Below are 22,208 nucleotides of genomic sequence, written 5' to 3'. Positions count from 1 at the left end.
CCACGCTGTTTAGCAGGATGTTGGTGGGGAAAAGGTTACAACGTGACAGGAAGAGTTACAAATTGGATACAATTCCCTGTGTGATAGCAACTATAATAACTCTAGCAAATATTTCTGGGAGGAAATTAATGAGACAGTTCAGAAAAAGATCGGTTGCCCTGCTCCTGGGCACCCTGACCGTTGCCCAGCTGGCAGGAAGCCTGGCGGTGCCTGCAGTTCAGGCGGCGGGTACCCAAACGTCAGCCGCAGCAGCAGTCAAGATAAGTCCGATTACAATGTCAGCAGGAGTAACCGCAGCGATTGAAGATGTGAACATTTGGACGCAGTCGGGCGGTAATATTTTGACCTACACCCTGAAAGTTACCAATAACAGCAGCTCGACTGTGAATCTGCAGCGTTATTTTTCCCGTGTCGTCACACCGGGCGGTTCAATCATTCCGGGTAATCCGGTGACCGCAGATGCGACGAAGAAAAAGATCGCTGCCAAGAACAGCATGAGTATTACATACTATGTGAATATCGGCCAGACGAAGTCCCTCTCAGGTGTCAAGATTGCCATGTATGTGTGGGACACGAAGAGCAAGGGATACCTGAAGCATACCGGTTCCTTCGCTATTCCGGCTGCTTATTCCACAACAGCGGGATTGGGCAAAAGCATCAATACCAAGATGAACGATATTCCGGTCTCGGCAAGCGCCGACTCCCTGCAGCTTTATAAGTACGGCGGCAAAGTATACGCCATGGTTGGCATCAACATTACCAATAAGGGCAGCAACGTACTCGGAGATCCGGGCTACTCGGCATATCTGGTTACAGCAAGCGGAACTTCCTTTGAGCTTGCCTTGAACAGCTCCCAGACTGGCTATAAGATACAGCCGCAGGAGAAAAGGACCATTTTTTATCTGACCGAAATCCCTGCTTACCTGAATACGGCGAATATGAAGCTGCAGTTCACCCAGAAGGATGAAACACTTAAGCTTGAACTGGCCAAATCTTCCTTCAAGCTGCCGGCCGCTACCACTCCGGATCTTGTAGTGGCTAGCGGTGCTGTCAAAAAAATGCTCGTAAACAGCAACACAGTGGATACAAAGCTTACCGGAGCCGCTGTCTATGCAGAGGATGACAAGGCAGTCTGGTCCTTCCAGCTGCAGCTCAAAAATACCGGCAACAAGGCGGTGACCCTGCCTGCTTACGAATTGTCAGTCAAATCGGCCAAGGGTACAGCATTCCCGGTTAATGCCAAGGGTCTGAGCGGTCTTACCCTTAAGCCGCTGGAGACCAAGGTCGTTCCGCTGACTGCGGAAATTCCGCTTCAGGTGGAGCAGTCCTCTCTGCAGCTGCAAATGATTGAAGCAGTAACCGCCTCTGCCGGTAATGATACCGGTGGCTCAGGGGCAGGTGAGGCGGCTGGCGATACATCTGCAAAGCTTGTGTTTCCGGTTGCCTATTTTACAATTCCGTATACCCTGCGGGCCGATGTGCGCAGCGGTCAGGAGTACGGAACAACGAACCAGTACGGAACATTCTCCTACAGCCTGCAGTCGCTACAGCGTTACCCATGGAAAGATGATGATATTGTCCTGGCCAAAGTGAGAATTACCAATAACCAGTCCGTTAATCTCACCATACCTGATCTCAAAGGCGCACTGAAGCTGGATAACGACAATCTGGCGGCAACAACCGACCTGCTGATGGACAAGGAAGCGGCGGTGCTTGCACCGGGTCAATATACGGACATTTCCTTGCTGACCAAAATTCCGTATACGGATGAGTTCGACAATGTGCGGGTTAATCTGTCTGTCAAATCGGAAACCGAGAGTATTCCGTTCCTGGACTTCAGCACAACCAGCTTCATAAGCAGTGTGAACCAGCTTAAACGCGGAGACAGCTATGTTATTACCGGCAAAGGCAAAAATGCTGCCGTTCAGGAAAACAAAACGACAGTCTATGAAGGCAGTAATTTCAACATCCTGTACACCGAGGTTCTGATGAGCAGCGCCGAGAAGCGGCAGAGCAAGATGGCCCGCCTGCAGGCATATTTCAAAACAGCGGACGGACAATTCTACGAAGCCAAGGTGAACCAGTCAGACAACCTGGCGACACCGGGCGGTAAGCAGCTGATCACACTGTGGGCCAAGCTGCCCAAAACAGTTGCTACAGCAGAGGTGGCGGCATATCTGGGATCAGGTGTGACAGGCAGCAAGCTCAGTGAGAGTGGAGAACAACCGACCGGATTTATCAATGTAGCTTCGCTTCCGCTTACTCCACGGGCTGTTGTTCCGGCAGCCAATCTGCAAAATATTGTCCTTTATCCGTATACCTTAAATGTGATTACCACAGACGCAAGCCATGTGGAAGCCAGTGATACGGTATCATTGAATATTACATACAACCTGAAGCGGGAAAATGCCTATGATGCCGGAGAATCTGAACATAAGCTGGTGCTGAGAATTACCGACCCCTTCGGCCAATCCCAGGACAAGGTGCTGGCGTTTGGTACGGATTTGACGGAGGGAAGCAACCATAGCTATGCAGTATCCTTTTCAAATATGCTCTACAGGCAGATAACCGGCGGTACTTACAGGCTGACATTTTTCGATGAGTTCCAGGGTGAACGCCAGGAGCTGGGCGGCCAAACCTTCACCATGCGTTTTATTCCGCTGCCTAAGCCGGCAGATGATGAGAAAGCGACAGAGAAATAACGATCTATTCTAAGTCCACAAAGGAGCAGCTTCCATGTTGCGAGTTGAAAATATCAAGCATTCGTTCAAAACCGGCAATGAATGGACACCGGTTCTGCACGACATTAATTTTACAGTCAACAAAGGTGAGATGGTCGCGCTGCTCGGCAGCTCCGGCTCTGGTAAATCCACCATGCTGAACCTGATGGCCGGGCTGATGAAGCCGACGGAAGGCCATATTTACATTGCCGGCCATGATATCGTCCAGATGGGCGAGAATAAACTGGCCGAATTCCGCCGCAAGCACATCGGCTTTATCTTTCAGGCTTATGAGCTGATTACAAGCCTTACGGTGCGTGAAAATGTTGAGCTACCGCTCGTATTCCAGTCTGTGTCCCCCTCAGTGCGCAAGCAAAAAGCGCTGGCGCTGCTGGAGCAGGTCGGCATCCCGGACAAAGCGGATTTGTTCCCGTCCCAGCTCTCAGGCGGTCAGCAGCAGCGGGTCAGTATCGCCCGTTCACTGATTACCGAGCCCTCCGTTATATTCGCGGATGAGCCGACCGGTAATCTGGATACCCGGACAGAGGAAGAGATTATCGCGATTCTGCTGAAGCTGAACCAGTCCCTGAAGACAACTTTTATTGTTGTCACACATGAACTGGAGGTTGCAGAGCAGATGCAGCGCACATTTTCCCTGCGTGACGGCTATCTGATCAACAATCCTCCTTCATCAGCAGATGCAGAGTCCGCACAAGGAGGTACGGGATGAAGATCAGGGATATTTCACGGATGGCCTGGGATCAGGTCAAACGGCGGAAGGTGGTTACCGGCCTGTGCATGACTGGGATCTCCATCGGCTGTGCGGCCATCATTGTTGCGCTCAGCATCGGCCAGTCCGCCCAGACTTATGTAACAGACGAAGTGAACCGGAATTTTAAAATGGATGAAATCACCGTTACTCCAGGCGGCGGCATTCCATCGCAGCCCAGCGGTGGAGGTGCTGCGCAGAACAATGAAAACCTCGACCCAGGCAAGCTCACGGCCCAGAAGCTGGAGATTATAAAGAGTCTGAATCATGTTGTGGCAGCTGCACCTTTTGAAGACGCCGGTTATATGCAGATGCTGACGGTTGATAACAAAATTGCCGATGTTCAAGTTAAAGCAACAGACCTGCGGGCCCTTAAGGAGTTCGGCTTTAAGTTCAAGCAGGGCGGTGTTACCGATCTTCCGGGCATGGTAGTGCTCAATTACGGGGCGACACTCGGTCTGATTGACAATGAGACCCGGCAAAAGCTGTATGAGCAGATGGGGGCTGACCCGTTCAATTCGGACCTCATGAACCAGTACAACAGCTTGTCTGTGCTTCCTTCAGAGATGTACAGGCAGCAGGTGCAGCTTCAGGCAACGGATTATTCAACCACGGAGGGTAAAGTCAAGCTCAGCTCGGCGCTCCAGGTGGGCGGTATTCTGGCTACGGCGGAAGGAACAGATGACCTGCGGGCCTCTTATGAAAAAATCATGTACGTTTCGCTTGAAACAGCTGCTATGCTGACCGAGCAATTGTCTTTCGGCAATAATAACGGCATGACCCCGAATGTAGAGGAAAACAGCTACAAAACCGTTACGGTAAAGGTGGACAGCACAGACAACATCAAATCGGTGGAGGCCATGATCCAAAAGCTGAATCTGAGTGCCATGGATAATCTGTATCAGCAGGAGATGCTCAAGGAGCAGTTCGATATGATAAAAATGGCTGCGCTCGGCATCGGGGTATTCATCCTGGTCATTGCATCCATCTCAATTATTGTAGCCATGACGATGTCCACGCATCAGCGCAGACGGCAGATCGGTATTATGAAGGTGCTGGGCGCCAACATGGGGCAAATCCGCAATATGTTCATTACGGAAGCGGCGCTGCTCGGACTTCTCGGAGGGCTGCTGGGTGTACTGTTCTCATATCTGATTATCATGGGGCTTAATAAGCTGGTTGGTACAGCGGGGGACAGCCTGAACTTCTTCATCCCGTTAACGACCATTCCGGTAGGACTGGCCTTTGCCATCATGACTGGCGTGCTGTCAGGGATTTACCCGGCAATCAGTGCATCCAGAACCGACGCGCTTACAGCGATTAAACGGGATTAGCCGTTGGCTCAAGCTATAGTAAATGTAATTCAAGTTGAAAGGAAGCCCGAAAATGAAAAGGATAATCAAGCGGAGCCTGAAATGGATTATTATCGCAGCAATCATTATAGGCGCAGGTTATATGCTGTACGGCAAATTGTTTAAGGGCGAGGAAGCGGAAATGGTGATGGAGCCTCCGCAGGTAATCAGCTTCCCTGTGACCCAGGAAACAGTGACCAGCTCGGTGCAGGTCAAGGGGAAATCCCAGTACCAGGAGGAGACGCTGGTCTATGCACCGTTTGCCTCCAAGGTAACCGGTTGGAAGGTGGAGAACGGCGGACAGGTCAAGAAGGGCGATGTGCTGTTTACCCTTGACCAGTCTACACTCAAGAACGAGATTGCACAGACGGAGGCGGCGATCCGCAAGGCTGAGCTCGAGGCGGAGCTTAACGCTTTTGTCAGCCAGCAGGAGGATGAGAGCGCGGCTCCGATCGGTACAGAGGCAGAACGCCTCAAGGCGTTGGCTGCAGAAGAGGCTGCCCGGCTGAATAATGAGCTGAATCAGGTCAACGCAGAAATCCAGCAGCAGGAGCTCAAGGATAAGAAGGCTAAGCTGAACACTGCTGTATATCATGCGCCAGCTACAGGGATTTTCCTGTATGACAGCAGCACCGAACGCCCGCAGACGGTGACAGACAACCAGTATATCGGCAAAATTGTCGATCTGAACAAGCTGGAGTTCATTGCTTCAGTCGGGGAGCAGGACATTTTCAAGATCAAGCAGGGAATGAAAGTTAATGTGAAAATGACGGCAATGAAGGATCTGATTCTGAGCGGAGAAGTGACGGAGGTCTCCAAGTTTGCGACCAACACGACCGGGCAGAATTCGGCCGGCCAGGTTCCGCAATTTGATGTGGTCATTTCGCTGCAGCCTAACGAGCACCTGATCGGCGGTTTAAGCCTGAGCGGGGATATCGAGACCTCGCGCCGGGAGAATGCGGTAGTGGTTTCCAGTATGGCAGTAATACATGAAGGCGAACAGAGCTTTGTTATGCTGGATAAAGGTGACGGGGTTTACGAACGCCAGGAGATCAAGATCGGGCTGGAGACTTCGGATAAAACGGAGGTTCTGAGCGGACTGAAGGCCGGGGATACGGTCGTTCTGCAATAGATTCCAATACAAAAGGGAGCTGCGGCTGTTGATGCCGGAGCTCCCTTTGCTGTTACCCTGTTTATCCTTTGACGGACTTACTTTACCAGAGTCTTGCGCCATGCCTTGATATCACTGTTCAGTTCTGTCAGATCGGGGACGGCAACCGGCTTATCGGTAAGCTTATATTTTTCTTTGAGTGCCAGTATACGGTACACGCTTTCGTCAATCCGTGATTCCGGGATCACGCCGCTGCGGACACTCTCCAGCAGCGCGGCCCGCACCTTCCGTTCATTAGAATATTCGTGGGCAATCAGCAGGATGTCACTGCCGGCAAGGACAGTATCTACTGCCGCCGCAGGCAGCGTATAGTGATCCGTGATGGCTCCCATTGTCAGATCGTCCGTAATGACAACCCCGCCGAAGCCCATCTGCTCCCGGAGCAGCCCGCTAATAATTTCAGCAGAGAGGGAGGCCGGCTTGTCCGGATCAAGCTGCGGATAAAGAATATGGGCCACCATTACAGCATCCGCACCTTCCTTGACCGCGGCCTGAAACGGCAGCCATTCCAGCTTCGCAAGCCCTGCGGCGCTTTTGTTCACGACGGGCAGCTCAAGGTGAGAGTCCACAGAGGTATCACCATGACCTGGAAAATGCTTGATCACCGGTATGGCGCCTTCTGAAGCAATACCTTTCATCTCGGCTATACCAAGACGGGATACAAGCTCAGCATTATTCCCGAAGGAACGCTCACCGATGACCGGATTATCCGGATTGCTGTTGATGTCCAGCACAGGGGCGAAATTCATATTAAAGCCGGCTGACAGGACTTCCCTGGCCAGCAGACTGCCCATCACCGCTGCACTTTCCTTTTGGTTTGTGATTCCGACCCTACTGTTTGCCGGAATAGCAGCATATTCTTCAGGCATCCGGCTCACCTTGCCGCCTTCCTGATCGACGCTCATAAACAGCGGAACTTTGTTTGCGCTATTGCTCTGCTTCAGTGCGTTGATCAGGGAGATCATGCTTGTAAGACTGCTGATATTGTCTTTATAGAGGATGATCCCGCCGATCTCGTCTTCCGCAATCATCCGCTTGGCTTCACTGTCCAGCTGGGTACCGTCAATACCGGCCAGCAGCATCTGTCCGATTTTTTGCTCCAGGGACATCCCGGCAATCATTGTTACAAGGGTGTCCTTGCTGCTGTCAGATCCTGCGGGCGGTGTAACTGCTGGAGCTGCCGGGGATTCAGGAGCGGCTGGCTGCGGCGTAGAGGAATTTGCAGGCGCTGAACCGCTGCCAGCAGCAGTTGCAGGTGAGGCAGAAGCTGGTGACGGAGGAGGGCTGTCCGCGGCGCTGTTCTCTGAACTGCAGCCGGTTAGCAGCATCAAGGCTATAGCTGTGATAATCCAGGTGTTTCGGCCGAAATTGATCATATAAGTGGCCTTCCTTTCGTTTGCAGATTCACATCCCGGGATGATAAGATGTATAAGAATAAGCAGTACATAGGCTTAACAAGTAATTCATTTTACAAGGATGAGGTGACGTGTTCATGAAGGAAGATTTGATGAAGACACTTAATGAACAGATGAATTTTGAGTTTTATTCCGCTCATGTCTATCTGGCAATGGCTGCATATTGTTCCGGTGAGAGCCTGGACGGCTTCGCCAATTTTTTCCTGGTACAGGCCGAGGAGGAACGGTTCCATGCCATGAAGATCTACAAATTCCTCAATGACCGTGATTACCGCGCCACACTGGCAGCTATGCCGGAGCCTAACAACAACTACACCTCCATGCTGGATGCTTTTGAGCATGCCTTTGCCCATGAGCAGCAGAATACCAAGAAATTCTATCATCTGGCTGACCTGGCGTTGGATGCACGCGAGCATGCAACCATCTATTTCCTGAAATGGTTCATTGATGAGCAGGTGGAGGAAGAAGCGCTGTTCAGCAATATTATCGCCAAGCTCAAACGGATTGAGACGGACAGCAACGCCTTCTACATGCTGGATGCTGAATTTGCCGCCCGTTCCTTCACGCCGCCTGCGGAATAAGCTGCAGAACCGGATCTTCGCCATACTATAGCCAAATGCGGGATGTATTCTTTAACAGAATACGTCCCGTTTTTTTACATAAGTAATTGACGCAGCAAAGATGAAAAAGTTACAGTACAGCCTTAGTAAGTGTATCCGGCAGCCAGTCTGATCGTTAAAAGTTGAACTAATGCAAAGGTTGTTGCATGCAGCAACAGACTTCCGGGTATCCAACTCTATTTAGAGAGGTTAACTATTGCGCCGGCCGGCAACACTGTTTCTCTAGACCCACCCGGATGCCAGCATGTAGTATGGAACAATACTATTGTTTTGGAGGTTCTTTTGTTTTGGAAAACTACAGCGATATCAAACAAAGTGAAAAAGGGGCCTGGCTCAGTCTGCTGGCATACATAGTGTTATCTGCTGTCAAACTGCTGATCGGGAACTTCTCGGGCTCACAGGCGCTGCTTGCCGACGGGCTTAACAACAGCACCGATATTATTGCATCCATTGCCATTCTGATCGGTCTCAAAATTTCGAGAAGACCCCCGGATTCCAATCACAGCTACGGGCATTTCAGAGCGGAGACGGTTGCCGCATTGATTGCTTCCTTCATCATGATTGCTGTAGGGTTTCAAGTTCTGTACCAGGGCGTGAACAAGTTCGTCCAGCCGGTGCTGGAGACGCCTGATCTGATTGCCGCCTGGACCGCAGCCGCATGTGCCGTGGTCATGATGGTTGTATATCTGTATAACATCAAGCTGGCCCGCAGACTTAACAGTAATGCCATGCAGGCAGTGGCTCAGGATAACCGTTCGGATGCGCTTGTCAGCATCGGGGCTTTTATCGGGATCATCGGATCGCAATTTGGCCTGCCCTGGCTCGATCCGGTAACGGCAGTTATCGTCGGCCTGCTGATCTGCAAAACGGCCTGGGACATCTTCCGCAAAGCTACCCATGACCTGACTGACGGCTTCGATGCAGGGCAGCTCGAGCTGATGAAGCAGACGGTGGCAGAAATTGCCGGTGTGGAATCCATCAAAGACATCAAAGCGAGAGTGCACGGCAACAACGTGCTGGTTGATACAACGGTACTAGTCAAATCCAGTCTCAATGTCGTACAAAGCCACGATATTACGGAAGAGATCGAAGATCAGCTGAAAGGCCGGCACCGGGTTTCTGATGTGCTGGTGCATATCGAGCCGGTGTAAATGGAAGTGCGGTTTAAGCGGAAAGCCTGAGCAATCAGGCTTTTTTGTTTTCCATAAATAAACAATAGAAGCTTGACATTACCATAACCCCTGTGCATATAATATCATTATGTTAATAACAATTGAACAATAAGTTATTTGTGACGTCTAAAATAGATGAAGGAGCGTTATATGAATAAGCAACCCATAACCGATGCCCAGGGGCTGACAGAAGAGCAGTTTCTGCAGAACTATGATGCGGGAGTGTATGAACGCCCGTCCGTGACCGTGGATATGCTGATTTTTACCGTGATGGAACAGGAGCAGAATAACTACCGGAAGCTGTCCGAGAAGTCACTTCAGCTTCTGCTGATCAAGCGGGGCCAGCACCCTTACCTTGGACAATGGGCACTGCCGGGAGGCTTCGTTTCCATTAACGAGAGTATTGAGGACGCCGCCAGAAGAGAGCTATATACAGAGACCAATATCGACAACATCTACATGGAGCAGCTGTACACTTGGGGTGAAGTGGAGCGTGATCCGCGCATGCGTGTAATCAGCTGCTCCTATATGGCACTGGTTGACCGGACAACGCTGAATGTGCAGGCAGGCGATGATGCGGCTGATGCCGCCTGGTTCGAGGTAACGCATCAATTAGTTGAAACAAACCGAACAGAGCTGGAACAGGGTTATGAGCTGGAGAAAATAATCCGGATAACGCTGCATAATGAGCAAACCTCACTTACAGGTACAGTCAGGCATACCGAGACTGTCCAAGGGCATGTCCGTAAAGCACACAGCCGGATTATCGAGAGCGAAGGACTCGCATTTGATCATCTGCTGATGGTGCAGTATGCAATCGAACGGCTGCGCGGCAAGGTCGAGTACACGGACATTATTTTTAATCTGATGCCGCCGTTATTTACTCTATCAGAGCTTCAGCGGGTCTACGAAATAATCCTTGGCAAAGAGCTGCTGGCCGCAGCCTTCCGCAGAAAGATCGCTGATAGTGTGACGGAGACGGATGAATATACCAAAGACGCCGGTCACCGCCCTTCCAGGCTGTACCGGTATAACGTTAATAAAGAATAACTGATCGGGGCTGAGAGTGATGAATAACTCCAATAATGGAAGAAATAAACGGGCATTAGTTGCTCAAGAAACTTTAGATATTATTGCTGCAGGCCATTATATCAACAGATCCGGACAGCAAGCAGATATTGCCGAAGCTATCAGCGCGGCCATTTCCGGTTCACAGTTATATAGACCCGAGGAGCTCAAGATGCTGAATGAACGCACAGCACAGCAGCTCCGCAATCACCCTGCGGATAAGCCAAACATCTCAGTAACGGCTGAGTCCACACTGGAAGCGGCGCAGCGTCTGGTGGAACGGGAAGATCATGAACACACCGTATGCCTGAATTTTGCTTCTGCCAAAAATCCGGGCGGCGGCTTCCTTGGCGGCAGCCAAGCCCAGGAAGAGAGCCTTGCACGTGCATCCGCCCTTTATCCAGCGATCTCTCAAATGAAGGAGATGTACGATTACAACCGTAGCCGCAAATCCGGCCTTTATTCCCACTATATGATTCATTCTCCGGGTGTTCCCGTATTCCGCGACAGCCGTGATCTGCTGTTGGATAAACCTTATACCGTGTCCATGATTACTGCCCCTGCTGTTAACGCAGGTGTGGTCAAGGAACGGGAGCCGCAGGAAGTACCGCTGATTGCCGAAGTGATGCTGGAGCGGATACGCTATATTTTAACCGTTGCAGCAGATCAGGGTCACCGAGTGATTGTGCTCGGGGCATTTGGCTGCGGGGTGTTCCGCAATGACCCGGCTGAGGTTGCAGGATACTTCCGGCAGGTGCTGGTGGAGGAAGGCTACCGGACACTTTTTAAACACATCGTATTTGCTATTCTTGACCGGTCACCGGAACAGGCATCTTTTAACGCTTTCCGGCTTAAACTGCTATAAGGTGAACGGAGGTATTGGTACAGCTATCCGAAGATTATAAGATATGCAAAAGCTCTACTAACCAGAGTATTGATCAAAAGAGCCTAAACTTCAATAGACTAACAAGCGCAAGCGCTGCTCTTGCGTTTTTTGTATGAAATTGTAAATCCCTGTCTGAAGGTTGTGATGTTGTTCACAGAACCTTTGTCCGGAAAAGTAGAAAATAAAGGGTGTATTTGACTACTTGGAAAATTTGGAAAAGGGCAAGGTGAGTTATGATCGACTGGAAGGAATCGTATGACATCGGTGTGGAGACAATCGATTGCCAGCACAGACAGCTGCTGGTGAAGCTTAATGAATTTTTTGAGGCATGCACCAATCAGAAGGGCAAAGAACAAATCGAAGAGACACTGAGATTCCTTAAAGAGTATACGCTGGAGCACTTCAGCAGTGAAGAGCAGCTTATGGTGGACATTGACTTCCCTGAGCTGGCCGAGCATCAGAAGACACATGCAGAGTTTGTGCAGACTGTTCTGGAGCTGGAGGAGACGGTGAAGACCAAAGGCGTGTCGGTCCTTTCAACGATCAAGCTCAATCGTACGCTTACAGACTGGCTGCTTAATCACATCAGCAAATGCGATCAGCTGATCGGCGATTGTATTGCTGCCAAAGGCAAAGCGGTATAACTGCATAATGGAATATGAGGATGCCGCAGGGCATCTTCTTTTTGTGCTCAGACCGGGGTTTATCAGAGTCAGCGGGCAGAATTATTATCCGGCAAATATTCTGTGTTATGATTTGAGGTAGAACGTATAGAAAAGCTGTACGCTAAAGGAGTGAAATAATGAAAAATCTGCGTATGCTGCTGTCTGGTGCCGTGATGCTGCTGGTGTTGGGACTGGTTAATTTCTACATTGGCTACCATCTCTGGGTTTTGCTGAAGGATGTGCTGCCGGGTATCCTGGCAGGTGTGTACTGGACGGTATTTATGCTTATAGCCTTTGCTTACATGATCGGAATGATTCCTTGGCCTAAGGCAGTAAAGCCTGGCGCCAGGTTGTTCAAGGTAATCGGCTCTTATTATCTGGCCTGCATGGAATTCGCTGTTATTACGCTGCCGCTGACCGATCTGCTCTACTGGGTGCTGGGTCTGATGGGCTTTGACCGTAACGCATTTACAGCCGATGCCGGGATAACGCTGGTGGTGCTGCTGGCTGTGTTCCTGATTTGGGGCTCGCGCAATGCCTGGAGTACAGTCGTACGGACCCATCCGGTCCGGATTGATAAATCCATCGGGACCAGTGTACCGCTCACAGTTGCTGTGGCATCCGATCTGCACCTCGGTAACATTGTAGGCAACCGCCATCTGCGCAAAATGGTGGCTGAGATCAACCGGATGAAGCCGGATATTATCCTGCTGGCGGGTGATGTGCTGGATGACAGCATAGAGCCGTTTATCCGAAACAATATGAGTCTGCAGATGAAGCAGCTTAAGGCACGTTATGGTGTTTACGCCGTTCTAGGAAATCACGAGTATTACGGCGGTTCTATAGCCCAGTACACTGAATTGATGGCAGGCATCGGCATCAAGGTGCTGCAGGATGAAGTGGTGGAAGCTGGAGGGGTGTATATTGCCGGACGAAAAGACAAAACGGCAGAGTCGATGCAAGGCGGCCGGATGAGTGTGTCCGCACTGCTTGAGGGTCTTGATCATTCGCGTCCGATCCTGATGATGGATCATCAGCCGACCGGTTTTGACATTGCGGCGAAGGCGGGAGTGGATGTGCTGTTATCCGGTCATACCCACCGCGGCCAGATCGCGCCGAACCACTGGATTACGAGACGCCTGTTTGAGCTGGATTGGGGCTATCTGCTCAAAGATAAGCTGCATGTTATCGTGTCATCCGGATATGGTACCTGGGGACCGCCAATCCGTCTGGCCAGCCGCTCGGAGCTGATCAGGCTGGAGGTGCTGCTTGAAGGCAGCAAGAGCTATCAGGAAGAGTCGCTGTCAGCTAAGACAGTGCTGGTGTAGGGTTCGTTTTAAACAGACCTCCTGCAATCTTACGGGAGTGCGGGGGGTTAATCATGTTCAGGGAGCGGATAGATTGAAGTACATTGAGTTTGGTCTCGGAAACCGCTGGCTGATCCGTACAGAGACGGAGCTTGCCGACGGTACTGAATTTGAGGAGCGGGGAATCATCGGGCCGGTAAAGCTGCATTCCGCATACCTGAGATGCTGGGCGGGAAGAACGGTATATATTTTTGATGTGAGATCAGGCTTTAAAAGAACCCGGAAAAGCCGGAAGGCATCTAAGCTCATCTTCGGCATCGGCAGCTTCATAGATTAATTCTTTTGACAACGGAGGCAGTTGAACGTATATTGAAGTAGTTAAGTTATTAACTAAATGGAGCTGGATTTCGGTGAAGGATGAATTACACAAGCTGGTGCTGGAGCAGCCGTTCACGACTGAGGCTTTTTTTGCACTGGTTGAAACGACGGCGAGTGTAGTAGCTGTATCGGAAAAATATTGGCAGACTCATGGGCTGAACGGAGCCAGAGTCCGGATACTGGTGGAAATTGCGAAGCATGGCGGCAGTATGCTGCCTTCTGAATTGGCTGAGAAAATCGGCGTAACCAAAGCCAATATTACCTTACTGCTCGCACCCTTAGAGAAGGAAAGCTATATCGTCCGTACCGGTCATGCTGAGGACGGCCGTAAAACGGTTATTACGATCACGGAGCAAGGAGAAGCGCTGCTGCTGAAGCATTTGCCGGATAACCGGCTTGCGGTTGCAGAGCGGATGAGCCGGCTCGATGAGCAGGAGCTTCGTCAGCTGATGGTACTGATGGGCAAGCTGAAACAGGCCTAGACCTGGCGTCTATGCTATTACGTCGCTTATGGTTTACCTGACTTTTTTGTGCAGATAGTTAAGGGGTTAACTAAAAAGCAATCTTTTTGTAGAAGGGAAAGAGAAATGATGACAATAATGATTACCGGGGCAACAGGTCAGCTTGGAAGGTTGATTATGATGGAGCTGCTGCAAAAGATTCCGGCAGGACAGCTCATTGCAGGTGTGCGCACTCCGGATCAAGCTGCTGAGCTGCAGCAGTCCGGTGTGGAAATACGAATGGCGGATTATGACGTTCCGGAATTGCTTGATTCAGCTTTCCGCAATATTTCCCGGCTGCTGCTCATCTCCAGCCCGCACCAGGATGATGCCGTCCGGCTTGTCCAGCATAAGCAGGTAATTGATGCTGCCCGCAGAGCCGGTGTGGAGCATATCTTTTATACCGGCTTTGCTTTTTCACATCAGGGCAGCCCGGACAATGTTCATACCCTTACCGAGCGGGCAATTAGGGATAGCGGACTTAGATACACTTTTTTGCGTAATGCGCTATATTTGGATTTCGTGAATGTGCTCGGCTTACAGGAGGCAATCAGCAGCGGTGTGCTGCTCACACCGCCCGGAGAATGGCGTTTCAACTCGGTTACTCGCCGCGATCTGGCACGGGCAACAGCTGCAATTCTTCTCAGTGCCCAGCATGATCAGCCAAGTTATGAGTTAACGGCCCCGCAGGCCTGGACCTTTCATGAGCTGGCTGAGGCTCTTACCGAACTGGCCGGTACAACGGTTGTTCACCGTGAAGACCCCGGAATTCGCCACTGGATTTACAACTATCTCGCTGGCATAAACACCGCCTCTACAACAGGTGATCTGGAGAAGTGGATGGGAAGGCCCGTTACTCCGCTGAAGGAGAGCATAGCGGATTTTATTAAGGCAGAGCAGAAATAGACATATCTAACAGAGAGATCGCCCGGTTGTCATCAGTAAGCATTGTTGCTACGATATAGGACAGCTAGATTTGGATACAGGAGTGGATTGCCGATGAAAAGGATACTGGTTGCCGACGACGATATGAATATCCGCACGCTGCTGCGGCATGTGCTGCTGCGGGAGGGCTATGCTGTTACAGAGGCAGAAAACGGGCTTCAGGCGGCGGAACTGATGAAAGCGAGCACAGTGGACTTGGCGGTTGTGGATGTGATGATGCCGCAGATGGACGGGCTGGAGCTGTGCCAATATATACGGGAAACTTACGATATTCCCATTATTCTGCTTACTGCCCGCCAGCAGCTAAGCGACAAGGAGCAGGGGTATCTGCGGGGGACAGATGATTATGTGACCAAGCCGTTCGAGCCGGAGGAGCTGGTGTTCCGGATCAAGGCGCTGTTCCGCCGCTATTCGATCGCTTCGGATGATAAAATCCGCCTCAACTCCATCCTGATTGACCGTAAAAATTACGAGATCAGTGACGGTAACGAGGTGCTGCTGCTGCCGGTAAAAGAGTTCGAGCTGCTCGCACAGCTTGCGCAGTATCCGGGGCGGTTGTTTTCGCGCAGTGAGCTGATTGAGCTGGTCTGGGGAGCGGATTACGAGGGGGATGAGCGGACCGTGGATGTGCACATCAAGCGGCTGCGCCAGCGGTTTGCGGATTACCAGAATGATTTTGTGATCCGGACTGTGCGCGGAATCGGCTATAAAGTGGATATGGTGAACGGATGAAATCCCTTTATATAAGAATGTGCCTGCTGTTCTGTTCCATGATCGTCATGAGCAGTGTGCTCGGCTTTCTTGTGTCCAATCTGTATTATCAGGCCCGGATCAAGCCGCAGAACGATGCAAAGCTTACCAAAATGGCCATCGGTCTCCAGCAGTTTATCCAGGATCATCCAGACAGTGCCGGGGAATATCTGCTGAGTACGGCTTCGCTAGGCTATAAGCTCTATCTGACCAATGGGGAAGGGGACGAACGGGCTTATGGTCTGCCTTTCCGGGAAAAGGATTTGCCGGAGGAGAAGCTGCAGCTGGTGCTGGGCGGCGGTGTCTATCATGGCGTTGCGGAGTTTCCGGGCAGCGCGTTTATTACCGGTTTTTTTGATAATCAGCTTACCAATACCATCGGCGTTCCGGTCCAATTGAACGGGCTGAACTATGCGCTGTTTATGCGTCCGGATGCGCAGGTGCAGTTCGGCGAGCTGCGGATGTTTTTTGCCATGCTGATCGGGTTCAGCATTCTGTTCAGTTTATGGTTTGTCGTTGTTGCCGTGCTGCATGTCGTAAAACCGATTACCCGGCTTACCGCGGCCACTCAGCGTATCTCCAAAGGCAGATATGACATCCGGCTGAATACAAGGCGGCGCGATGAGATCGGGCAGCTGGCATCCCATTTTATGATCATGAGCAGGGAGCTGGAGCGGACCAACCGGGCCCGGCAGGACTTCGTCGCCAACGTCTCGCATGAGATTGAATCCCCGCTGACCTCGATACAGGGCTTCGCCCATGCACTAAAAGATACCGGATTGTCCGGGGAGCAGCGAATGGAGTATCTGGATATTATTGACCAGGAGAGCCGCCGCCTGTCCGTGCTGAGCAAACAGCTGCTGACGCTCTCCTCACTGGACTATGACGAAAACGCGCTGCAGAAGCAGAAGGTCGATCTCCGGGCACAGCTGCGCCAGGTCCTTCAGATTATGGAATGGCGGCTGACCGAGCAGGAGCTGGCGGTACGACTGCATATGGAGGAGATTACCCTTACGGCCGATTCCAATCTGCTATACCAGGTGTGGATGAACCTCGTATCCAATGCGGTCAAATATACGCCTGCGGGCGGGACCATCACCATCTCTGCATCGGCGGCTAACGGAGTTTGTACAGTAATAGTAGCGGACACAGGAGAGGGGATTCCCGCTGCCGAACTGCCGATGATTTTTGACCGTTTCTATAAAAGGGATAAGGCGCGCACCTCGGGCAGCAACAGCACCGGCCTTGGTCTTTCGATCGCCCAAAAGATTGTCATGGCGCATAACGGCACCATCGAGGTGGAAAGTACCGTTGGCGCAGGTACTGCTTTTACGGTGACACTGCCGCATCTGTAATGGTTTATTCATACTCCGTTCATTTTCGCCCTCTACACTGTTGTCATACAGAGATGAGGGAGTGGTAATATGTTTTTGGCTTTGAGGGAGATGAGGCACTCCAAGGCAAGATACAGTCTCATTATGGTAATTATGCTGCTGGTTTCGTTTCTGGTGCTGTTCGTAACCGGACTGGCCCGCGGACTTGCATATGCCAATATTTCTGCTGTGGAAAATATGCCGGCGAACTACTTTGCGTTACAGGACGATGCTGAGCATACCTTCAGACGTTCCCAGTTAAGCGGGACAGATCTGAGTACAGCACAGTCCATTGCCGGCACAGAAAATGCAGCTGCGCTTGCCGTTCAGACAAGCACAGTTACAGCGGAGGCTGCTGATGCGAAGGCGGATATCACTTTTTTTGCGGTAGATATGGACGGGATGCTCGCGCCTGAGGTCGTGCAAGGAAGCTCCTTAACCAATACTTCGCAGGGCGGCGCTGTTGTTGATTCGAAGCTTACAGAGTCGGGAATAACCGTCGGCAGTACGATTACTGATCAGGCATCAGGGATGAGCTTCATAGTACAAGGGGTTGTAGAAAACAGCTCCTATAGCCACATGCCGGTCGTCTATATTACAACGGCTGACTGGCAGACGATGAAGAGCGGTAATGTACCGCCGGGCTCTGATCAGCAGTCGGTTCCTTATAATGTCATTGCGTTGAAAGCATCTTCGGCCCAGGCGGCCGAGATTGCGGGCAAGCTGGATCATGTGGAGACGATTACGCAAAAGCAGGCGATCAAGAGTATTCCAGGCTATGCCGCAGAACAGAATTCCCTGCAGATGATGATTGCCTTCCTGTTTGTCATTGCGGCTTTTGTACTCGCTGTGTTCTTTTATGTTATCACTATCCAAAAGACGAGCCAGTTCGGTATTCTGAAGGCGATGGGGACCAAAATGTCCTATCTTGCCTGGAGTGTCGTCGGCCAAGTGCTGATTCTGTCCATAGTGAGCCTGGCTGCCAGCCTGCTGCTGACCTTCGGGATGAATATGGGGCTTCCGGATTCGATGCCGTTCCAGCTGGAAGGCTCGACCATTCTGTTGACCAGCGTTTTGTTTGTCGGTATGTCACTGCTGGGAGCGCTGTTTTCGGTAGCGAGAGTAGCAAAGGTAGATGCCTTGGAAGCGATAGGGAGGGCTGGAGCATGAGTGCCATGTTGATGATGAAGCAGGTTACCCAGACTTACGGGGACGGCGGACAGACGATGTCTGTACTGGACAATCTCGATCTTACGGTTCACGTAGGGGAGTTCGTGGCCGTTCTGGGACCTTCCGGTTCCGGCAAAAGCACCTTCCTCTCTGCAGCGGGAGCACTTTTGACGCCAACCAGCGGTGAAATCTACATTGACGGAGAGTCCCTTAACAATAAGGATAAAAAGGAGCTGACAGCGCTCAGGCTGCAAAAAATCGGCTTTATGTTCCAGAGCGCGCAGCTGCTGCCTTACCTGAAAGTGGAGGAACAGCTTCTGTATGTTGCCAGGCTGGCGAAGCTTGAGCCGAAGGAGGCAAAGTTGCGGGCAGCCCATCTGATGCAGCGGCTTGGCATCTGGGATCGCCGCAGCCACTATCCCGAGAAGCTGTCCGGGGGTGAGAAGCAGCGTGTGGCGATTGCCAGGGCCTGGATGAACAAGCCGGCGATCCTGTTCGCGGACGAGCCGACGGCGAGTCTGGATTTCGAGCGCGGCCGGGAGGTCGTACGGATGATCGCAGATGAGGTGCGGAGCGAAGGCAAAGCTGCAGTCATGGTCACCCACGACGAACGGATGCTGGAATGGTGCAGCCGCGTGCTGCATCTGGAGAACGGTGCTCTAGTGGAGCATAAGTAAATCTGATCATAAGCCTGATCCCTTAGTATGCAGGGATCAGGCTTTTTCCGCTGTCAGCAGCTTTTCCAGAAAGACGCGGATTGCCATTGCGGTCTGATGTTCTTTGCGGCGGATGATTAGGAAATCCCTTTCCGGCAGCTTCTGTCTGGTCCGGAGCTCGACCATTTCCCCGCTGGCCAGCTCTTTGCGCACAATCCAGCGGGATAACAGGGAAAGCCCCAGACCGGCGGCTACCGCTTCCTTGACTCCCTGGCTGCTGTTAAACACATAAGAGCGTTTAACGGTGAGCTGCCCTTCCTGCAGAAAATGATCACTGTATGCCCGCGTGCCGGAACCTGTCTCCCGCAGCACCCAGATCTGATTCTGCAGCATTCTGCTATCCACAATCAACTCCCCGGCAAGCGGATGGCCCGCTGCAGCAGTTATGATCATCTCATCCTTCATATAGGGGATAATGTCCAACTCCGTGTCGGTTGTTTCGCCTTCGATGAATCCGATATCCAGCTGATTGCCTTTTACGGCTGCAATAATTTCCTCGGTATTGCCAATCGTAACCTGCAGGTTCACCTGCGGATATTGCCTGGCGAATTCGGCCAGTCTTCCCGGTAAAAGATACTCTCCAATTGTAAAGCTGGCCCCTAGTATAAGACTGCCTGTAACCTCATCCCGCAGCAGCCGGATTTCCTGCGCTGCCTCCTCATAATGGGCAAGAATCTGCTTGGCGTGTTTATAGAGCACGGAGCCGGCCTCTGTTAGCCGTACTGCCTTAGGAGAACGGTGCAGCAGCTTGCTGCCCAGCTCATTCTCCAGGTTACGGATATGCAGGCTGACGCCGGGCTGTGAAAGGTTCAGCAGCTCTCCGGCTCTGGAGAAATGCCGCTGCTCCGCGACCGTTACAAATACCCGCAATGCATCGACAATCATGATTATCCCCCGCTCATAAAGATGAAGTAGTTCAATAATAACATAGAGATTCCATTCAATCATAAGGATTTGTAATGATTGAGATAGCAAACCGGTATTTCCATTTCCTGCTGTCCGGACGTATAGTTGGGGCAGAGAAACCGCTCTTGTGATAAGGCGGACAGGGAGTGAAAGCTATGCATATTCATTTGTTACAGCAGCTAAGCAAGCTTGAGCAGGGAAAGAAACAGGGTTGGAAGACTGCAGGATTCCGCGGGTTCGCTGAAGGGCTGCTGCTTACACTGGCGCTTGCAGCCGGAGCGAAATATTTAGCGATGTTGCCCTTACTGGGCGTGATGGGTCAGCTGGTGCTTGCTATTCTGCTTGGGATTATACTGCGTGCAGCAGCTGGTGTACCGGAAAGAGCGGCACCGGGTATTCAATTTTCCTCAAAAAAGCTGCTCAGAGCCGGTATTATCCTGCTGGGCTTGAGACTTAATATAAACGACATCATACAAGCCGGACCTAAAGTGCTGGCCATTGCTGTAATTCATATTGTATTCACGCTGATCACGGTGTATCTGCTGGGCAGAGCTATGAACATTGACCGGAGGCTCGGTATCCTGACCGCTTGCGGAACCGCCATTTGCGGAGCGGCTGCCGTAGCGGCGGTTGCCCCGCAGATCAAGGCAGACGATAACGAAATAGCGGTAAGTGCTGCGACGGTTGCTGTTCTGGGCACTATTTTCACACTGGTCTACATTGCCGCCTATCCGCTGCTCGGACTTAGTGAAGCAGGATATGGCATATTTGCCGGAGCAACGCTTCATGAGGTCGCGCATGTACTCGCTGCTTCGGCTCCAGTAGGGCAGCAGGCGGCCGATCTGGCTGTTATTGTCAAGCTGACCAGGGTAGCTCTGCTTGCACCGGTAGCGCTGGGATTAGGGTTATGGGAAAACCGCAGGCTGCGTAAACAGTCCGCTGCGGAGTATCGTAAGGACATCCAGAGCAGCGACGCAAAGAACACACGTCGCAACTTCCCTGTGCCTTGGTTTATCGGCGGATTTCTAGTGATGAGCGGAGTGAACACCCTGGGATTCCTTCCCGACAAGCTAACAGCTGATTTGCTGGTGCTGGCTTATCTGCTGCTTGCCATGGCGATGGCAGGCCTCGGACTGGGTATTGACCTGACAACCTTCGGCCGGTTAGGCCGCAAGCCCTTTGCAGCCGGATTGGCAGGATCATTGCTGCTATCCCTGCTTGGATACGTGCTTATTCATGTAATGGGATTGAAGTAACCGTAAGTGGTATCAGTAAGTGCAGATGAATCAGTACCTGCAGATATATCCGTTACCGGGTACTGCTGCGGTAGGCTGACGGCGATACGCCTGTTGTTTTTTTGAATACCTTGGAAAAGTGGGCCAGCTCCATGCCCACCTGCTCGGCAATATCGCCGATGCTGGATTTGGTGCCTGACAGCTGGCGTTTGGCTTGCTCCATCCGCTTGTACTGCACATAATGCATCGGAGGCATCCCCATGAACTTCTTAAAGTAGGGAATAAAATAGTTCGGGTGAAGATGCACCAGCCCGGCCAGATCCTCCACCTCCATAGGCTCATGAAGATGCTCTTCAATGTAACCCAGCACACTGGCGAGCTTGCCATGATCCCCGGTATGCGCCACATCGTCCAGAAAATTGGCATAACCGCCCCCCTCCAGACAGATGGCCAGCAGCTGCAGCAGGCTGGCCTGCCTGCGCAGCGTAGATAAGAAACTGTCATCCTGAAATAAAGCGATCAGCTCTGTAAAGATCGCACGGACCGCATCAGGGTCAGCCGCTTCACAGATATAGAGCTTGCCCGCATTGTGGAACAAAGGCCATTCCCCGATTTGTGCATCAAAATGGCAATAATAGCGGACATACGAATTGTGCGGATACGTCAAAGAAGTTTGCGTCGTCCCCGCAGGCATAATCATCAAATGGCCGGCATGCGGATAATGGGTCTCACCGTTAATGATCACCTTGCCTTCTCCGCTGTCTATGAAATACAGCCGGTTGAACGAGGGGGTCTCGTTGCTGCGGTCCCAGCCTGGATATTTGCTGCTTAGCTGAGCGTGCGTCACCCGCACCGTCAGATTCTGCAGCAGCCTTCCGGTCAGATTGCCTGTGTGGGTTCCGTTCAGCCGGCTGTTCATGTTTCCGTTCAATATAGGGGCAGCGCTGTTTGGCTTAGCTTTTGTCTTACCTCTCAGCTTTCCGTTCACCTCGCCGGAAGGGTTCATTTTCTGCTCCTCTCTCCTTAATGGATTTAGAATTTGGGTTTAACAATTTATTAACGGAAGGCGAAAGCAGCGGAGGGGAAGTTT

21 protein-coding genes are annotated in these 22,208 nt (G+C 51.6%); 18 read left to right on the top strand and 3 right to left on the bottom strand.

All coding sequences use genetic code 11. The features are described 5' to 3' along the window. Positions 1-128: 128 nt before the first annotated feature. Genes M2108_RS03150 through M2108_RS03135 form a run of 4 tightly spaced genes read left to right on the top strand, consistent with a single transcriptional unit; the run spans position 129 to position 5,973 of the window. Positions 129-2,702 carry a hypothetical protein gene (locus M2108_RS03150; protein ID WP_277467327.1) on the top strand — a complete coding sequence of 858 codons (2,574 nt, stop codon included), beginning with the start codon at positions 129-131 and terminating at the stop codon, positions 2,700-2,702. A 34-nt stretch (positions 2,703-2,736) separates the two neighbouring features. After that, on the top strand, positions 2,737-3,450 hold the full coding sequence (locus M2108_RS03145) for an ABC transporter ATP-binding protein (RefSeq protein ID WP_277467328.1): 714 nt from the start codon (positions 2,737-2,739) through the stop codon (positions 3,448-3,450). After that, on the top strand, positions 3,447-4,823 hold the full coding sequence (locus tag M2108_RS03140) for an ABC transporter permease (RefSeq protein ID WP_277467329.1): 1,377 nt from the start codon (positions 3,447-3,449) through the stop codon (positions 4,821-4,823). Before M2108_RS03145 ends, M2108_RS03140 begins: the two co-directional genes overlap by 4 nt. A 52-nt stretch (positions 4,824-4,875) precedes the next feature. Beyond that, on the top strand, positions 4,876-5,973 hold the full coding sequence (locus M2108_RS03135; RefSeq protein ID WP_277467330.1) for an efflux RND transporter periplasmic adaptor subunit: 1,098 nt from the start codon (positions 4,876-4,878) through the stop codon (positions 5,971-5,973). 77 nt (positions 5,974-6,050) lie between these two features. On the opposite strand, the gene nagZ is transcribed toward M2108_RS03135, so the two are convergent. Then, a complete protein-coding gene (nagZ, locus tag M2108_RS03130; RefSeq protein ID WP_280776867.1) occupies positions 6,051-7,388 on the bottom strand; it encodes a beta-N-acetylhexosaminidase in 1,338 nt (445 codons plus the stop codon). A 116-nt stretch (positions 7,389-7,504) separates the two neighbouring features. Here nagZ and M2108_RS03125 point away from each other — a divergent pair, with 116 nt between their 5' ends. From M2108_RS03125 to M2108_RS03065, 13 genes are all read left to right on the top strand, one after another. Next, complete coding sequence (locus M2108_RS03125) at positions 7,505-8,008, top strand: ferritin (RefSeq protein ID WP_277467333.1); 504 nt, start codon at positions 7,505-7,507, stop codon at positions 8,006-8,008. 326 nt (positions 8,009-8,334) lie between these two features. Beyond that, positions 8,335-9,198 carry a cation diffusion facilitator family transporter gene (locus M2108_RS03120; RefSeq protein WP_277467334.1) on the top strand — a complete coding sequence of 288 codons (864 nt, stop codon included), beginning with the start codon at positions 8,335-8,337 and terminating at the stop codon, positions 9,196-9,198. Between the two features lie 171 nt (positions 9,199-9,369). Further along, entirely contained in the window at positions 9,370-10,269 is a 900-nt protein-coding gene (locus M2108_RS03115; RefSeq protein ID WP_277467335.1) for an NUDIX hydrolase, read from the top strand. 19 nt (positions 10,270-10,288) lie between these two features. After that, a complete protein-coding gene (locus M2108_RS03110) occupies positions 10,289-11,152 on the top strand; it encodes a TIGR02452 family protein (RefSeq protein ID WP_277467337.1) in 864 nt (287 codons plus the stop codon). Positions 11,153-11,406: 254 nt separating this feature from the next. Beyond that, the gene (locus M2108_RS03105) at positions 11,407-11,817 is read left to right on the top strand and encodes a bacteriohemerythrin (protein WP_221799914.1); all 411 of its coding nucleotides are present in this window, start codon (positions 11,407-11,409) and stop codon (positions 11,815-11,817) included. A gap of 158 nt (positions 11,818-11,975) precedes the next feature. Then, the gene (locus tag M2108_RS03100; protein WP_277467338.1) at positions 11,976-13,166 is read left to right on the top strand and encodes a metallophosphoesterase; all 1,191 of its coding nucleotides are present in this window, start codon (positions 11,976-11,978) and stop codon (positions 13,164-13,166) included. Positions 13,167-13,239: 73 nt separating this feature from the next. Continuing rightward, positions 13,240-13,482 (top strand): DUF3977 family protein, encoded by a 243-nt coding sequence (locus M2108_RS03095; protein ID WP_277467339.1) that lies wholly within the window; start codon positions 13,240-13,242, stop codon positions 13,480-13,482. Between the two features lie 73 nt (positions 13,483-13,555). After that, complete coding sequence (locus M2108_RS03090; RefSeq protein WP_277467340.1) at positions 13,556-14,005, top strand: MarR family winged helix-turn-helix transcriptional regulator; 450 nt, start codon at positions 13,556-13,558, stop codon at positions 14,003-14,005. Positions 14,006-14,110: 105 nt separating this feature from the next. Beyond that, a complete protein-coding gene (locus M2108_RS03085; protein WP_277467341.1) occupies positions 14,111-14,929 on the top strand; it encodes an SDR family oxidoreductase in 819 nt (272 codons plus the stop codon). 93 nt (positions 14,930-15,022) lie between these two features. Next, positions 15,023-15,700 (top strand): response regulator transcription factor, encoded by a 678-nt coding sequence (locus tag M2108_RS03080; protein ID WP_277467342.1) that lies wholly within the window; start codon positions 15,023-15,025, stop codon positions 15,698-15,700. Continuing rightward, positions 15,697-17,073: a sensor histidine kinase gene (locus M2108_RS03075; RefSeq protein ID WP_277467343.1), complete on the top strand. Its 1,377-nt coding sequence runs from the start codon at positions 15,697-15,699 to the stop codon at positions 17,071-17,073. Before M2108_RS03080 ends, M2108_RS03075 begins: the two co-directional genes overlap by 4 nt. A gap of 69 nt (positions 17,074-17,142) precedes the next feature. Beyond that, positions 17,143-18,261 (top strand): ABC transporter permease, encoded by a 1,119-nt coding sequence (locus tag M2108_RS03070; protein WP_280776865.1) that lies wholly within the window; start codon positions 17,143-17,145, stop codon positions 18,259-18,261. Further along, a complete protein-coding gene (locus tag M2108_RS03065; RefSeq protein WP_277467345.1) occupies positions 18,258-18,938 on the top strand; it encodes an ABC transporter ATP-binding protein in 681 nt (226 codons plus the stop codon). Before M2108_RS03070 ends, M2108_RS03065 begins: the two co-directional genes overlap by 4 nt. 36 nt (positions 18,939-18,974) lie before the next feature. On the opposite strand, the gene M2108_RS03060 is transcribed toward M2108_RS03065, so the two are convergent. Next, positions 18,975-19,862 (bottom strand): LysR family transcriptional regulator, encoded by an 888-nt coding sequence (locus tag M2108_RS03060; protein ID WP_277467783.1) that lies wholly within the window; start codon positions 19,860-19,862, stop codon positions 18,975-18,977. Between the two features lie 176 nt (positions 19,863-20,038). Between M2108_RS03060 and M2108_RS03055 the strand changes: the two genes are divergently transcribed. Further along, on the top strand, positions 20,039-21,139 hold the full coding sequence (locus M2108_RS03055) for a YeiH family protein (protein ID WP_277467784.1): 1,101 nt from the start codon (positions 20,039-20,041) through the stop codon (positions 21,137-21,139). 52 nt (positions 21,140-21,191) lie between these two features. Here the strand turns inward: M2108_RS03055 and M2108_RS03050 are convergent, their stop codons facing one another. Further along, positions 21,192-22,124 carry a helix-turn-helix domain-containing protein gene (locus M2108_RS03050; protein ID WP_346780527.1) on the bottom strand — a complete coding sequence of 311 codons (933 nt, stop codon included), beginning with the start codon at positions 22,122-22,124 and terminating at the stop codon, positions 21,192-21,194. Between the last annotated feature and the right edge of the window lie 84 nt (positions 22,125-22,208).

This window comes from Paenibacillus sp. PastM-3 (genome assembly GCF_029893965.1).
In the GTDB taxonomy this organism is placed as follows: Bacteria; Bacillota; Bacilli; order Paenibacillales; family Paenibacillaceae; genus Paenibacillus_AQ.
The sequence above is the reverse complement of the archived record's forward strand: the minus strand, read 5'-3'. Positions and strand labels throughout refer to the sequence as shown.

Excerpts from the sequence above, each read along its gene's own strand:
- M2108_RS03150 (WP_277467327.1), top strand. The coding sequence starts at position 129 with ATGAGACAGTTCAGAAAAAGATCGGTTGCCCTGCTCCTGGGCACCCTG.
- M2108_RS03145 (WP_277467328.1), top strand. The coding sequence starts at position 2,737 with ATGTTGCGAGTTGAAAATATCAAGCATTCGTTCAAAACCGGCAATGAA.
- M2108_RS03140 (WP_277467329.1), top strand. The coding sequence starts at position 3,447 with ATGAAGATCAGGGATATTTCACGGATGGCCTGGGATCAGGTCAAACGG.
- M2108_RS03135 (WP_277467330.1), top strand. The coding sequence starts at position 4,876 with ATGAAAAGGATAATCAAGCGGAGCCTGAAATGGATTATTATCGCAGCA.
- nagZ (WP_280776867.1), bottom strand. The coding sequence starts at position 7,388 with ATGATCAATTTCGGCCGAAACACCTGGATTATCACAGCTATAGCCTTG.
- M2108_RS03125 (WP_277467333.1), top strand. The coding sequence starts at position 7,505 with ATGAAGGAAGATTTGATGAAGACACTTAATGAACAGATGAATTTTGAG.
- M2108_RS03115 (WP_277467335.1), top strand. The coding sequence starts at position 9,370 with ATGAATAAGCAACCCATAACCGATGCCCAGGGGCTGACAGAAGAGCAG.
- M2108_RS03110 (WP_277467337.1), top strand. The coding sequence starts at position 10,289 with ATGAATAACTCCAATAATGGAAGAAATAAACGGGCATTAGTTGCTCAA.
- M2108_RS03105 (WP_221799914.1), top strand. The coding sequence starts at position 11,407 with ATGATCGACTGGAAGGAATCGTATGACATCGGTGTGGAGACAATCGAT.
- M2108_RS03100 (WP_277467338.1), top strand. The coding sequence starts at position 11,976 with ATGAAAAATCTGCGTATGCTGCTGTCTGGTGCCGTGATGCTGCTGGTG.
- M2108_RS03085 (WP_277467341.1), top strand. The coding sequence starts at position 14,111 with ATGATGACAATAATGATTACCGGGGCAACAGGTCAGCTTGGAAGGTTG.
- M2108_RS03080 (WP_277467342.1), top strand. The coding sequence starts at position 15,023 with ATGAAAAGGATACTGGTTGCCGACGACGATATGAATATCCGCACGCTG.
- M2108_RS03075 (WP_277467343.1), top strand. The coding sequence starts at position 15,697 with ATGAAATCCCTTTATATAAGAATGTGCCTGCTGTTCTGTTCCATGATC.
- M2108_RS03070 (WP_280776865.1), top strand. The coding sequence starts at position 17,143 with ATGTTTTTGGCTTTGAGGGAGATGAGGCACTCCAAGGCAAGATACAGT.
- M2108_RS03065 (WP_277467345.1), top strand. The coding sequence starts at position 18,258 with ATGAGTGCCATGTTGATGATGAAGCAGGTTACCCAGACTTACGGGGAC.
- M2108_RS03060 (WP_277467783.1), bottom strand. The coding sequence starts at position 19,862 with ATGATTGTCGATGCATTGCGGGTATTTGTAACGGTCGCGGAGCAGCGG.
- M2108_RS03055 (WP_277467784.1), top strand. The coding sequence starts at position 20,039 with ATGCATATTCATTTGTTACAGCAGCTAAGCAAGCTTGAGCAGGGAAAG.
- M2108_RS03050 (WP_346780527.1), bottom strand. The coding sequence starts at position 22,124 with ATGAACCCTTCCGGCGAGGTGAACGGAAAGCTGAGAGGTAAGACAAAA.